The organism is Lentibacillus sp. (assembly GCF_035301675.1).
Taxonomy (GTDB): domain Bacteria; phylum Bacillota; class Bacilli; order Bacillales; family Amphibacillaceae; genus Lentibacillus.
Window position 1 is genome coordinate 16,004 of sequence record NZ_DATGTT010000044.1, and the last position, 14,202, is coordinate 30,205.

Annotated in this window: 10 protein-coding genes and 1 tRNA gene; 10 read left to right on the plus strand and 1 reads right to left on the minus strand. The window is 44.2% G+C overall.

The features are described from left to right. Positions 1–82 precede the first annotated feature (82 nt). Positions 83–946, minus strand: a complete 864-nt coding sequence (gene dat, locus VK097_RS06490) for a D-amino-acid transaminase (RefSeq protein WP_324210992.1) — start codon at positions 944–946, stop codon at positions 83–85. Between the two features lie 137 nt (positions 947–1,083). On the opposite strand from dat, the gene VK097_RS06495 reads away from it, so the two are divergent. The 10 genes from VK097_RS06495 to VK097_RS06540 all read left to right on the plus strand — a co-directional run bounded on the left by VK097_RS06495 (position 1,084) and on the right by VK097_RS06540 (position 14,196). Then, positions 1,084–1,773, plus strand: coding sequence for a Crp/Fnr family transcriptional regulator (locus VK097_RS06495; RefSeq protein WP_324210993.1), 690 nt, complete (start codon positions 1,084–1,086; stop codon positions 1,771–1,773). Positions 1,774–1,983: 210 nt separating this feature from the next. Further along, positions 1,984–2,057: transfer RNA gene (locus tag VK097_RS06500), tRNA-Gly, on the plus strand. A gap of 551 nt (positions 2,058–2,608) precedes the next feature. Then, positions 2,609–4,315 carry an ABC-ATPase domain-containing protein gene (locus tag VK097_RS06505; protein WP_324210994.1) on the plus strand — a complete coding sequence of 569 codons (1,707 nt, stop codon included), beginning with the start codon at positions 2,609–2,611 and terminating at the stop codon, positions 4,313–4,315. 22 nt (positions 4,316–4,337) lie between these two features. Then, positions 4,338–5,477 carry a tRNA epoxyqueuosine(34) reductase QueG gene (queG, locus tag VK097_RS06510; protein WP_324210995.1) on the plus strand — a complete coding sequence of 380 codons (1,140 nt, stop codon included), beginning with the start codon at positions 4,338–4,340 and terminating at the stop codon, positions 5,475–5,477. A gap of 325 nt (positions 5,478–5,802) precedes the next feature. Next, positions 5,803–6,309: a methylated-DNA--[protein]-cysteine S-methyltransferase gene (locus tag VK097_RS06515; RefSeq protein ID WP_324210996.1), complete on the plus strand. Its 507-nt coding sequence runs from the start codon at positions 5,803–5,805 to the stop codon at positions 6,307–6,309. A 52-nt stretch (positions 6,310–6,361) separates the two neighbouring features. Next, positions 6,362–7,207: an amidase domain-containing protein gene (locus tag VK097_RS06520; protein WP_324210997.1), complete on the plus strand. Its 846-nt coding sequence runs from the start codon at positions 6,362–6,364 to the stop codon at positions 7,205–7,207. A gap of 108 nt (positions 7,208–7,315) precedes the next feature. After that, positions 7,316–7,789, plus strand: a complete 474-nt coding sequence (locus VK097_RS06525) for a tRNA (cytidine(34)-2'-O)-methyltransferase (protein ID WP_324210998.1) — start codon at positions 7,316–7,318, stop codon at positions 7,787–7,789. Positions 7,790–8,403: 614 nt separating this feature from the next. Continuing rightward, positions 8,404–11,265: a 2-oxoglutarate dehydrogenase E1 component gene (locus VK097_RS06530; RefSeq protein WP_324210999.1), complete on the plus strand. Its 2,862-nt coding sequence runs from the start codon at positions 8,404–8,406 to the stop codon at positions 11,263–11,265. Further along, a complete protein-coding gene (gene odhB / locus VK097_RS06535; protein WP_324211000.1) occupies positions 11,258–12,538 on the plus strand; it encodes a 2-oxoglutarate dehydrogenase complex dihydrolipoyllysine-residue succinyltransferase in 1,281 nt (426 codons plus the stop codon). The genes VK097_RS06530 and odhB overlap by 8 nt, the downstream gene beginning before the upstream one ends. A 467-nt stretch (positions 12,539–13,005) precedes the next feature. Further along, entirely contained in the window at positions 13,006–14,196 is a 1,191-nt protein-coding gene (locus tag VK097_RS06540) for a NupC/NupG family nucleoside CNT transporter (RefSeq protein ID WP_324211001.1), read from the plus strand. Positions 14,197–14,202: the final 6 nt, after the last annotated feature.

The window sequence follows — 14,202 nt, forward strand, 5'->3', positions numbered from 1 at the left end:
TGAGGCGCCCACGTTTTGGCATACTTGTCCATATTTCCAGCCCGCCATTTTAAAAAAAGCCTTTTGTGCAAATGACAAAAGGCTAGATTCGTTCCTTAACAAGGCCGGCATCTTTTTCATAGGCTGACTGCAGTTTTTGGGTGGTTTTGCCGGGCAGTCCGTCAGCAACTTGATTACTGTCCACTTCAACGATCGGCATGATTTCTGATGTACTGCTTGACAGGAACAGTTCATCAGCATTCGCAATATCCTCAACCGAAAAAGCCTGCTCGACAAATGGAATATCCAAATCAGCAGCAAATTGCTCAACGCGCATACGCACGCAACCGTGGAGAATCCGGTTTGTTGCGGGATGTGTATATATTTTGCCGTCTTTTACAAGATAAATATTCGATGAACTGCATTCAGTCACCTTTCCGTCACGCTCCAGAATTGCCTCATATGAGCCGTTTTCCTGCGCTTTTTGTTTTGCAAGCACATTTGGAAGCAAGTTTAAACTCTTAATGTAGCAATTTTCCCAGCGAGTATCGCGTTCCGTAATGGCAGACGCCCCGTTTGTCAGATTCTTCGTTTTACGCGGCATATCCCGTACATATGCATAAACATTCGCCGGGGTATCTGGGGGGAAAGCATGAGTGCGCGGTGCAGAACCACGTGTCGCCTGCAGGTATACAATGCCATCAGATGCCATTTCATTCTGTGTCAGTAAGTCGTGCAGCAGGCTGGTAATCTCTTGTTTGGAAAATGGCAGATCGAGCTTGATCGCCTCAGCAGACCGGAATAGCCGGTTGACATGTTCGGTGATCAGATAGTACGACCCCTGGTAAATACGAATCACTTCATAAATACCATCGCCAAACTGCAATCCCCGTTCTTCAAAAGGATAAGTCAGGGTGTCACGGTTGGTGAGACTGGTTTGAGATAGTATAATAGGATAAACGGACAATTCATTCGCCTCCTTAAAATAACTCTATTTTATAATGATACGCTTTTTCTGTAAACCGTGACAAATGTCACAGAATAGTGGTTTGAAATCCCTTATAATGTGGTATATAAATATAATAAGCAAAGGGGGAGCTCTAGATGGAGCCGATATTGGAACGACTGAGCACACAGGAACGTGATATATTGATAGCTGCTTCAAACGAGATACATATACCAAAAAATTCATTTGTCTTTAAAGAAGGGACGCCTGCTGAATGTCTATATTTTCTTAACCATGGAATAGTACGTGTTTTTAAAAAAGTTGAACCAAATAAAGAACTGACCGTTTTTACACGCGGCATTCATGATGGGGTCGGTGAAATAGGCGTATTTGGCGGTGTTAACTATTCGAATTCTGCAAAAGCATTGCAGGATAGTGTTTTATATGTGATTGACCGAAAAACGATAGAAGAAATTTTATCGCAAAATGGCCTTTTAAGCCTTCACTTTACCCGCTGGATAGCTGAGTCACTGGAAGGAAGCAAAGCAAAAATCCGTGATTACATAGCATTTGGTTCAGAAGGGGCAGTTGCTTCAGTATTTGTCCGCTACTCGAATATGCACGGTGTTGTTACCCCAGATGGTATCCGGATTACCGAACCGGTCATGATCCAGGATATCAGTAAACACATTGCAATCTCCAGAGAAACCGTCAGCCGGATTGTGAATAAGTGGAAAGAGCAAGGCATTATTGCCAAGGAAAATAAATCCTTTCTGATTAAAAAGATGGATTACTTTAAGAAGCTGCTTGTGTGTGACCAGTGCAGTGTTGAAAATTGTGTGCTGTAGGGGTCATATATATATTCGAAATGAAATGGAGAAAAGGGGCATGGAAAATAAATTTTTCTTTCCCGCTGAGGCCTTATCATGTGTCCTATTCCATGGCAATAATGATAGCCTCTTAGTATAAAATTGTTATAGACGGTTGATTCTATTAGGTAGTATTGGTATAATATATAGTGTTATTCAAAAAATACATATTTTGCAGTTGCAAGACGTGCGGGTGTAGTTTAGTGGTAAAACCTCAGCCTTCCAAGCTGATGTCGTGGGTTCGATTCCCATCACCCGCTCCATACATAAGTAAGTCATAACGCAGTGTTTCGCCATATACCGAAGCATTGCGTTTTTTCATAGTATAAGAGAGTATAAAATTTTGGCTCTACGAATGCCTTATCAAAAATAGCCAAGTCCGGCTCCAGCGACTAGCGTGACCTCCTTCACCTCCGTCCGATAAGTCAACAGCGATTCTAGAAGCCTAAGGAAGGCCGACTAAACCCGGGCTTTGCGCCCAACGTCGGCATACCCCCTATAAGGGGACATGCTTCCTTTATCTCCTGCGGCCAGTGGGGCAGATCGGCTAAAACCGCCGCGATGCGCGGCAACGCCGACCCACCTGCAGCGCTGAGCGCGGTCCGTACGTCGCCAAACGGGCGCCCCGAGCCTTTGTTCTAGTGCCAGGCTTCCGCTTTACTTGAATGTGTAATTTTCACCATGTATTCTATGCATAGAGTGAAACTTCATCGTGGAGCGGTTTTCTCCACTGAATGTTAGTTGCACAAGGCAGATGAACCCGCTCAACTTTCTTTGAAATTGATAAAACCATAATAAATTTGAGGGATACGTTATGAAACAACTCATGCAGACACTGAAACAGATTGATGGAAAAGGCTATAAGGCTTATAAAAGTGTGCAAGGTCACTACAAATTTTCCGATTTTGATTTATATATAGATTATGTTCAAGGTGATCCATTTGCGACACCTTCTAAAATTCGGGCGGTTGTTCCGGCCCAAAAACGTGCGCTGAATGCCAATTGGCTTGAGTCGTACAGACGCAGAGTTGCAACGGAGGACATTCTTGCGCGCAAGGTAGGCGGCGCCATCGCGAAAGGCAATTTTTTCATAAAAGGGTCCGGGAAAAGCGGCAATATCCAATTTGACCGCCCGGGCCAGGAAGTGCTCGAGCGCAGTGCTGTGCAGGCAGACTCCAAATCAATTACCGTCTGTATTTCAATCGGTTTGCCGGCGAACGGTCGCAAAATTAATGGCAGAGAAGCAGAAAAATTGTTTGCCGATGTGATCCCTGCCATCTTAAGAAATTCTGTTTTTTCGATTAGCGACCAAGAAATTGAAGCTGCTGTCCAGCTGGCTGATCAGCAGGAAGCGATTAAGGAGGAAATGAACAAAAACAACTGGATTTCATTTGTTGCCAACGGATCTGTTCTTCCAAGAGGGAGCGGTGTCAGCAATCGGCCACTGAAAGATGCGGTGCCGTTTCAGAGTCCGAAAGAAAATGAAGTGGCCATCGAGATTCCACATCAGACAGGCCCAATTAAAGGCATGGCAGTGGAAAAAGGCATTACACTGATTGTCGGCGGCGGCTACCATGGTAAAAGCACCATCCTTGAAGCGATTGAACGCGGTATTTACTCCCATACAAAGGGGGATGGACGTGAATATGTCCTCACAGATCCGGATGCTGTAAAAATCCGTGCTGAAGATGGCCGGCAAGTGACAGGTGTAAATATTTCACCGTTCATCAATAATTTGCCGCATAAACAAGATACGACGTTTTTCTCAACGGAAAATGCCAGTGGCAGTACGTCACAGGCAGCCAATGTGATGGAGGCTCTGGAAGCCGGTGCTGGAACCTTGCTGATTGATGAGGATACAAGCGCCACGAACTTCATGATTCGTGATCAGCGTATGCAGAAGCTGGTTCATAAGGATAAAGAGCCAATCACACCATTCATAGACAAAATCAGCCAGATGCGTGATCAGCTTGATGTGTCAACGCTTTTGGTAATGGGCGGATCCGGTGATTATTTTGACGTTGCCGATTCGGTCATTATGATGGAAGCTTATGTACCGTACAATGTTACAGATGAGGCAAGGGCGATCATATCGGAAAATCCGGTTGGTCGGTCATCAGAAAAAGAAGCAGCATTTGGCAGCATCAGTGAGCGGTATTTTCAGCAAAATTCATTACAGACCAGAAAAGGTAAAAAGTCGAAAACACAGGCTAAAGGGCTGACAAAAATTCTGATGGGTCAAACGGATATTACGTTTGCAGCCACTGAGCAGCTTGTCGATACATCGCAGACACGAATGATTGCCGAAATCATCCAATATTTAGACCGTACCAATGCGCTTGGGGACAGGACACTAAATGAGCTGCTCGACGATATCGAGCAGCAAATGAATCAAAAGGGACTTGCTTCGTTTACAATATTTAAAGATCAGCACCCGGGCGATATTGCACGTCCAAGACGGTACGAAATTGCAGCTGCGCTGAACAGAATGCGTACAGCAAAGGTTAAGCAAAGGAAATAAGATAGAAAAGGAGGCAGCCCGAATGAAGACAGAACAACTTAAACAGGAAGTTATAGCATACAGCAAAGAAATCGGCATCGATAAAATCGGGTTTGCTTCTGCGGATGTATTTGAAGGCTTGAAAGAACGGCTGAAACGCCAGCAGGAACTAGGCTACCAGTCAGGCTTTGAGAAAGGTTCGATTGCAGAGCGGACAGAACCTGACAGGCTGCTGCCGGAAGCGCAATCGATTATCTCCATCGCTCTGGCGTACCCGTCTCGTATCAAGAATGCTCCGAAAAGCACAAAAGAAGAGCGCCGCGGCGTATTTTGCCGTGCTTCGTGGGGTGTGGATTACCATGAGGTACTAAGAGAAAAACTCGGGAAACTCTCAGCCTTTATCAAAGAAAAAGTGCCTGAGGCGTCGACGAAGGAAATGGTTGATACAGGTGAACTGTCCGACCGGGCTGTGGCTGAACGAGCTGGTATTGGGTTCAGCGGCAAAAACACCGCGATGATCACACCCGAGTTCGGCTCATACGTTTATTTGGGTGAACTGATCACAAATCTTCCATTTATTCCGGATACCCCGCTGGAGGATGGCTGTGGGTCGTGTACGAAATGCCTGGACGCCTGTCCGACCGGTGCGCTCGTTCAGGACGGACAGTTGAACGCTCAGCGATGCCTGGCATTTTTAACCCAGACAAAAGATTTCATGCCTGATGAATTCCGTCCGAAAATCGGTAATTTCATTTATGGATTTGACACATGTCAGGTGGTCTGTCCGTATAACAGGAAAATTGACTTTCATCATCACCCTGAGTTTGAACCGGAACCGGATGTGGCTAAACCTAAACTGAAGCCGCTGATCAGGATATCCAACCGCGAATTTAAAAATACGTTTGGGCATATTGCCGGCTCATGGCGCGGAAAAAAACCGTTGCAGCGCAATGCCTTGATCGCGCTTGGCCATTATAAGGATGAGACGGCCGTTGAGGATATGATTGCTGTTATGAACAATGACCCGCGACCGGTTATCCGCGGTACGGCAGCATGGTCGCTTGGGAAAATCGGCACACGTGAAGCATTTTTGGCGATTGAAACAGCGATGGAAAAGGAAAGTGATGAACAAGTTCTTCTCGAAATGGAAAAAGGCCTGGCATTTCAGAAGCCTGTTTTCTAAATGATTTGTTGAAACAATATCCATAAACCGAAACTTGCTGTGAAAGAATTCGTGAGTGCTATGATATCGCTCCGGAAATACACTTGGTGCTCGTCGTGTTGCAAGATTTTCAGCGAAGAAGCACGCTTCGCAACTCGCAGCTTACTCGGTGGATGTTTTGCTCGTCGCTTTCCGCAGGCGGCTGGTGAGCCTCCTCGACTGAACCTAAATGCCCTGTTCGTTCAACTGCGGGGTTAAAGAGCGGCAGCAAAATTCATGAATAGATCTTTTTAAAAACACTCGGCACCTGGATGAAAACCATTTTATTTGAAAAGAGGCGTTAATAATGGAGCTGTATTATGGTGAAATGGAGTCTCCCGTGGGGGAATTGACGATTGTCAGCGACAGCAAAAAAGCTGTCCGAATCGATTACGGATCGTTTGCTGAAATTGAAGATAAACTCCGGCATTGGAGCGAGCGCTATTTTGATGATCCGGAATTTATTCAGGAGCCTGAAAAAGTTGACCTTGCTGCAAGCGAACTGCGTGAATATTTTCAGGGTGAACGGCAGGACTTTACGTTTGATTTTGCTTTTTATGGCACACCTTTTCAGCAGAAGGTATGGCAGGCGTTGTATAATAAAATTCCATATGGTGATACGAAAACATATAAAGATATCGCACAGACAATTAATAATCCGAAAGCTGTCCGTGCAGTCGGCGGGGCCGTTAACAAGAATCCGTTTTCGATTGTGGTGCCTTGCCATCGCGTCGTAGGAGCTGATGGCAAATTGGTTGGCTACGGCGGCGGTTTGGACAAAAAAGAATTCCTTCTGACACTTGAGTCTGAATAACGATGTTTGGACAATCATTCTCTCCATATACTATCGATGGAGGGGATTTTTTATGGAAAAGTTACATGATATCTGGCTCAATTTTTTTCGTTCCGGACGGCAGCAAAATGACTGGTGGAGTCGGAAGAAAGATTTATATCGTGAGCGTGAAGCTGAAATTGTCCGGATCAGTGGACAAGGACATGTCTATGAGGAGCTCCGGCATTCCGGTCAGGCAATATACCGATATTTATTGCACTTATCATTTCTGGTCAAGCAGCAAAGTCATTTTTTCAGGGAAGAACAGGTGATTCCGTTCCAATTCAAGTGGAAGAATGGGGAAATAATGGAACATAAATCGGTGAAAGGTCCATTTGAAATGGCAAACGAAACACCTATCGAGTCAGCCTCACTCAGGGATTTATCGGGAGAACGATTTACCTACGACAGGCGTGCAACCGTTCAGTATGCGGAGCGATGGTGGAACAGTTATAATCCGGCATACCGCCAGTTTGCTGTCGATTGCACGAATTACGTCTCACAGTGTATGTATGCCGGCGGTGCTCCTATGCGGGGAGCACCTGACCGGGGGAGCGGCTGGTGGTATCAGGGTGACAATTGGAGCTACAGCTGGGCGGTGGCGCATTCATTGCGCTGGTATTTAAGCGGATCGACGTCAGGTTTAACGGGAAAAGAAATGGAATCGGCCCGTGATCTTATTCCTGGTGATATTATCTGTTATGATTTTGAGGGGGACGGAAACTGGAATCATAATACAATAGTCGTTACCAAGGATGCCAATGGCATGCCGCTGGTTAATGCTCATACTGATAATAGCCGCAACCGCTATTGGTCATATGAGGATTCCACAGCCTGGACTCCGGATATTCAATATAAATTTTTCCGGATTGGCGAGTAGTGGTATAATAATGAAGTTGTTAAAAGTAAAGGCTGTCTTTGCATTTTTAATTTGAAGCTGCGGATTTGAAAAACAGTCCATGTTAATTTGGAAGAGGAGAATGGAACAGTGAGTTTGCATGTCGTATTATATCAGCCTGAAATTCCTGCTAATACAGGTAATATCGCCAGAACTTGTCTGTCAGCGAACGCAACATTGCACTTAATTCGCCCGCTGGGATTTTCCACTGATGATAAAATGGTCCGCCGGGCAGGACTTGATTATTGGCCATATGTGGATGTCCGGGAATATGATGCCATCGAGGATTTATATAAAGCACATGCGGATGGTAAATACTATTATATTGAAAATGTCGGTTCAAATTATTACAACAATTACGATTTCACCGATATAGAACAAGACTTATTTTTTGTGTTTGGCCGTGAAGGCAGCGGTTTTCCGGAGGGGTTTTTGAAAGGGAAGGAAGATCAATGCCTGCGGGTTCACATGGGTGATAAAGTCCGTTCGCTTAATTTGGCAAACACGGCAGCGATTATTGTGTATGAAGTATTGAGACAGCAGGGATTTCCGGGAATGGCATAGTTATAATGCAATAAAAGCATCGGCAGCACAGCCGATGCTTTTATTGCAACGTTTTACTTTGATTCTGTTCAACTGACATTCAGTGGGGAAAAAGGCAACCCACGAATGAAGTTTCACTTACTGGTCGTTTTTTGGTACTCCGGGTTTGGCATCATAGCCCGCTGTAAAACAGGAAACCACAAATGTCACGGTAACACCCAATATCAGTGCCAGTTTCATGATATTGCCTCCTCATATAGCATATGTATACCATCTATTGATTATAACATGCCCCTATTATATAGGATAATTCCTCTGATGTGAACCATGAGCTTATTTTATCAGCAACTTATCATCCGTTAATTTCCGTTGATTAAACAGGGAGCTTTGAGGGAATAACTGCCAGTGATGCCCGTTTGGCTTAATTCCATAATTGACGGTATAAACACCTGTATAACGGGGATTCAATATGTTCGAATTATTTCATTTTTTGGATACCGGATTCGCTGTTGTTTCGTTGTCGAAAATAGGGTATATTAGTTGATGAATCTGACGCTAAAGTTCTATAATAGCATACAGAGTGTAAAAGGCCGTTTAGCAACGGGATAAAGTTAACTTCTAATGGAGGTATAGACGTGGCACAAAATGAAGAAACCAGTGAGAGATTCTGGGGCAGTTTTCATGGGCCAAATATGGGTTACATTGAGGAACAATATGAGCTATATAAGGAAGACCGTGATGCAGTTGATCCATCTTTAATAGAACTTTTCGACAAGCATGGTGCTCCTGACTGGACAAAATCTGCACAAAGCCCGAGCCGGACAGCAGTATCTGAACCAGTATCACCCACCACTGATATTAAAAAATTGACCTCAGCAATGAGACTTGTTGAGGCTATTCGTCGTTTTGGACATCTTGAGGCAGATATTTATCCGGTGGGCCACGATGGCCGCAGCACAGATATGGTTGATCCGGACACATACGGATTATCTGAAGAAGACTTGCGGAATATACCTGCCAACTTATTGTGGGAAAAGGCCCCCGAGAGCGTGAATGACGGGTTTGAGGTTATCCAAGAGCTGAAAAAATTATATTCCGGAACAATTACGTTTGAATATGACCATGTGAACAGTGATGATGAACGTGCATGGCTGCTCAACTATATCGAATCAGGCAAATATCATGCAGCGAGTTCAGCTGAAAACAAAAAAAGTCTGCTTGAGCGGATGGCTCAAGTGGAAGGATTTGAAGAATTCCTGCAAAAAACATTTGTCGGTCAAAAACGTTTTTCCATTGAAGGTTTGGAATCAATGATCCCGATGCTTGATCGTGTGGTTAACAATTCAATTGATGATAAGATTGAACACATTATGATGGGAATGGCTCACCGCGGTCGGCTCAGCGTATTGGCACACGTACTTGGAAAGCCCTTTGATAAGATCTTTTCCGAATTTCACCATTCGCCTGATAAGGAATTGATCCCGTCCGAAGGCTCATCCGGCATTAATTCCGGCTGGACAGGCGATGTTAAATATCACTTTGGCGCAACGAAGGACGTGCAGGAAGGCAACGGTACATCGACACGCATTACACTCGCCAACAATCCATCACACTTGGAGTTTGTAAATCCGGTTGCTGAAGGGTTTGCACGTGCGGGTCAGGACTACCGCTTCCAAAAAGGCTATCCGGGGCAGGATTTCAATAAGGCATTACCTGTATTGATACATGGTGATGCGTCGTTTATCGGTGAAGGTGTCGTTGCTGAAACGCTGAACTTTAAAGGGTTGGCAGGTTATCAGATAGGCGGAACCCTTCATATTATTGCAAATAATCTTCTCGGTTATACGACAAACCAGGAGGAAGGCAGATCAACACATTATGCAAGTGATTTGGCAAAAGGATTTGAAATTCCAATTGTTCATGTGAATGCTGATGATCCAGTTGCATGTGTTGTTGCTATGAAAATGGCGTTTGAGTACCGTCAAAAATTCCATAAAGATTTCTTGATTGATCTCGTCGGTTACCGTCGTTACGGTCATAACGAAATGGATGAACCGCGGGCGACACAGCCTTACTTGTATCACGAGATTGATAATCATCCTACAGCAGCAAACGTTTTTGCTGAAAGACTGCAAAAAGAGGGGGTTGTTGAAGAGGGTGAATTGAAAAACCTGAAAAATCAAACCGAGTCGAATCTGCGCGAGATTTATGAAAATATGAAAGAAGATGACTCGGCAGAAGCGGAAATCAAAAGTATGCCGCAAGCTTTGACAAATGGTCTTGACCGGTTTGAGACGGCCGTCCCGCTGGAAACCTTGAAAAGGCTGAACAAAGACTTACAATCCCGTCCGGAAGGGTTTACTGTTTTCCGTAAATTAAAGCGGATCCTGAGCCGGCGCGATCATGTTCTGGAAGAAGGGAATAAAGCAGATTGGGGTGCAGGCGAGGCATTGACCTATGCATCCATTCTTAACGACGGCATTCCAATCCGGTTAACCGGGCAGGATACAGAACGGGGAACGTTCGCCCACAGACATCTGGTTCTGCATGATGCTGAAACAGGTGAAACATATTGCCCAATGCACGGACTTGAAGGTGTGGACGTATCGTTTGATATCCGAAACAGTCCATTGTCAGAAGCCGGTGTTTTAGGGTTTGAATATGGTTACAGCGTTCAGGCACCAAGTACACTAGTTATCTGGGAAGCTCAGTTTGGTGACTTCGCCAATGCTGCTCAAGTTATATTTGACCAGTTTATTTCGGCAGCACGGGCCAAATGGGGCGATAAATCCAATATGGTTATGCTGTTGCCGCATGGGTATGAAGGCCAGGGACCTGAACACTCCAGTGCACGGCTGGAAAGATTTTTGCAGCTGGCTGCGGAAAACAATTGGATTGTTGCCAATGTCACATCATCGGCACAGTTTTTCCATTTGATTCGCCGGCAGGCGGCGATGCGCGGGAAAGAAGAAGCGCGTCCGTTAATCCTGATGTCGCCAAAAAGTCTGTTGCGTAATCAACGAGTCGCTTCCAGCCCTGAAGAATTTTCAGAAGGCAAGTTTGAACCATTAAGACAGCAGCCAAACCTGAAAGTGAGCAAGAAACATGCAAAAAGGCTCTTGATTGGCAGCGGCAAGGTCATGGTTGATATTGAAGATGCCATTGAGAATTCGAATGAGAAATTTGAATGGCTGCGTGTACTCAGACTTGAACAGATTTATCCATTCCCGAAAAAGCAGCTGGAAAAAGAACTAAAAGAGCTGCCGAATTTGAAAGAGATCGTCTGGGTACAAGAAGAACCTCAGAATATGGGAAGCTGGGATTTTGTTGATGACTATCTGAGGGATTTATTAACGGAGGACCAGACTCTAAGGTATATTGGCCGTCCACACCGTGCATCACCAGCGGTAGGGGAGCCAAACGTAGATAAAGCAGAACAGCAGCAAATCATTGAACAAGCAATTAACCCGTCTGAAGGAGGAGATTTCAGTGAGTGAAATTAAAGTTCCGGAACTTGCCGAGTCGATTACAGAAGGAACAATATCCGAATGGCTCGTCAAAAAAGGTGACAAAGTTGAAAAAGGCGATGCGATTGTCGAATTGGAAACTGACAAAGTCAACGTCGAGGTGAACACGGACTATACAGGTGTTATAACTGAAATTGTTGCCGAGGAAGGCCAAGATGTGGAAGTCGGCGATGTAATTGCTAAATTGGATGAAAATGCTGAGGCAGGCGGAAGCGATTCAGATGAAGGAGAGAAAAAAGAATCCGCTGAATCCGAAAAGTCTGAGACTGAAGAAGAGAAATCCCCGGAACCGGCAAAAGAAGAAAAACAAGACAAGCAAGATGAATCCTCTGACAGCAGCCAGGATGTCATTGCATCACCTGCAGCCCGTAAACGTGCCCGTGAACTTGGCATTGACCTGAGCGACGTCCAGTCACGTGATCCATTAGGCCGGATTCGCCCGGAAGATGTGGATTCTGCGGCAAAAGGCGGAAGCGATCAAAAAGATTCCAAGCCGGCTAAAAAAGAAGAGCCAAAACAATCAGAGAAAACCGAGTTCGATAAGCCGGTTGAAAGAATCAAGATGTCCCGCCGCCGTCAGACCATTGCTAACCGTCTTGTTGAGGTGCAGCAGGAAGCGGCTATGCTGACAACATTTAACGAAGTCGACATGTCAGCTATTATGCAATTGCGTAACGAGCGGAAAGAAGACTTCAAAGACAAACACGGCGTAAAATTAGGTTTCATGTCCTTCTTTACCAAAGCGGTTATCGGTGCGTTAAAAGACTTCCCGCTTCTGAATGCGGAAATACAAGGTAAAGAAATTGTTAAGAAAAATTTCTATGATATCGGGATTGCCGTATCCACCGATGAAGGACTTGTTGTACCGGTTGTGCGTGATGCAGATAAACTTGACTTCGCCGGTGTTGAAAAAGAGATCGGTGATTTAGGTAAAAAAGCAATCAATAAGGAATTGTCACTGAAAGATCTGCAAGGCGGAACTTTTACCATAACAAACGGCGGTACTTTTGGATCGATGCTGTCAACGCCTATCCTGAATTCCCCACAGGTTGGTATACTTGGTATGCATAATATTCAAAAACGCCCTATGGTTATGCCGGATGATTCGATTGAAGTACGCCCAATGATGTATCTTGCAGTATCATATGACCATCGGATTGTTGATGGCAAGGAAGCTGTACAATTCCTTGTACGTATAAAAGAATTGCTGGAAGACCCTTATGATTTATTGCTGGAAGGCTAATTGAAATTAATGAAACCCTCGCTTTGATTGGAAGTCATGGCGGGGGTTTTTTATATGGAAAAGTTACCTGAGAATTGGATTGAATTGTGTAATCTTTTGGCAAGCAGTTCAGCTGGTGACTGCTTTTTCAGCAGTTTAAATATACCATGTTTGCAGAACAACGCATCTGCTGAAAAATTAATTTTAAGAAGAAAGACGATAATCAATAATCGTAAAACTGCTAAAACTAAATGTTTAGTTTGATATCTATTTTGACATGAGAAAATCACTTTTAGTCTGAAAAAGCAAAATTTCAGGTCATGTTAATATTCGAATTTACAGGGAATAACTAAATATAGCTTGGATGGTAAAAAATTATATTGCCAGACGTCTGACAACCTGATAAAATCAAAATTGGAAAAAGCGAAATTGTAAGCAGTTTCAGTGTATGCATGAGTTCGCTTTAAGTTAAAAAGGGAGGTACATCAGTGGATATACTGTTTGGTATTTTAGCAATCATTCTTGTTTTGGGACTTGCCTATTTGATGTCCAATGATAAGAAAAATATAAATTACACGGGTATTGGTGTTATGCTTCTGGCTCAGCTTGTCATTACCTGGTTCATGTTTAATACGAAAATAGGCAGTGCCATTATCAAAGGAATTTCGGCCGGGTTTAATAAATTAATTGAATTTGGCAAGGAAGGTATCAGCTTTGTTGTCGGCGGCATTCAGATTGCAGAAGGCGGGAGTGTCTTTTTCTTTAATGTTCTCCTTCTGATTATCTTTTTCGCGACACTTCTTTCGGTTCTGACGTATTTGCGGATTCTGCCGCCGATCATTAAATATTTAGGCGGATTATTATCAAAAATAACCGGATTGCCAAAAGTGGAATCGTTTAATGCGGTCAACAGTATCTTTTTTGGACAATCCGAAGCATTGCTTGCGATCAAAACACAATTCCATCATTTGGATAACAATCGGCTGTATATTGTGAGTGCATCAGCCATGGGCTCAGTATCCGCCTCGATTGTCGGAGCGTATCTGCAAATCCTTCCACCTGAATATGTACTGGCAGCATTGCCGCTTAATATGTTCAGTGCGTTAATACTTGCTTCAGTCATTGCTCCGGTAAATATTCCTGAAGAGGAAGATCAGGTGGACGTGCAGGAAGTTTCTCATGATAAAAGTATTTTTGAAGCCATGAGCAATGGGGCACTGGATGGCGGAAAAATAGCATTGATTGTTGCTGCGATGCTGATTGCATTCATTGCGTCACTGGAATTGGTTAATTGGCTGATCCAATTGGTCTTTGCAGGCGTAACACTGCAGGAAATCCTCGGTTACATCATCGCTCCAATCGGTATTCTGATGGGTATTTCACCGGGCGAGGTAATTGAAGCAGGCGGTGTCATGGGTACGAAAATTGTTACCAACGAATTTGTCGCCATGCTTGAATTTGAGCAAAAGCTGGGATCCATGTCGGAGAAGACAATTGGTATTGTTTCGGTGTTCCTGACAAGCTTTGCCAATTTCTCATCAATTGGAATAATCGCCGGTACTGTACAAGGGATCGACAGTAAAAAAGCTGTACAAGTTTCCGGATTTGGTATGAAATTGCTCGTTGGTGCTACACTGGCATCGATTCTGTCCGCTACGATTGCAGGTCTGTTTCTCTAAACTTTT

What these genes read in the sequence shown, in the direction of transcription:
- VK097_RS06495 (WP_324210993.1), top strand. Translation starts at nt 1,084, where the DNA reads ATGGAGCCGATATTGGAACGACTGAGCACACAGGAACGTGATATATTG.
- VK097_RS06505 (WP_324210994.1), top strand. Translation starts at nt 2,609, where the DNA reads ATGAAACAACTCATGCAGACACTGAAACAGATTGATGGAAAAGGCTAT.
- queG (WP_324210995.1), top strand. Translation starts at nt 4,338, where the DNA reads ATGAAGACAGAACAACTTAAACAGGAAGTTATAGCATACAGCAAAGAA.
- VK097_RS06515 (WP_324210996.1), top strand. Translation starts at nt 5,803, where the DNA reads ATGGAGCTGTATTATGGTGAAATGGAGTCTCCCGTGGGGGAATTGACG.
- VK097_RS06520 (WP_324210997.1), top strand. Translation starts at nt 6,362, where the DNA reads ATGGAAAAGTTACATGATATCTGGCTCAATTTTTTTCGTTCCGGACGG.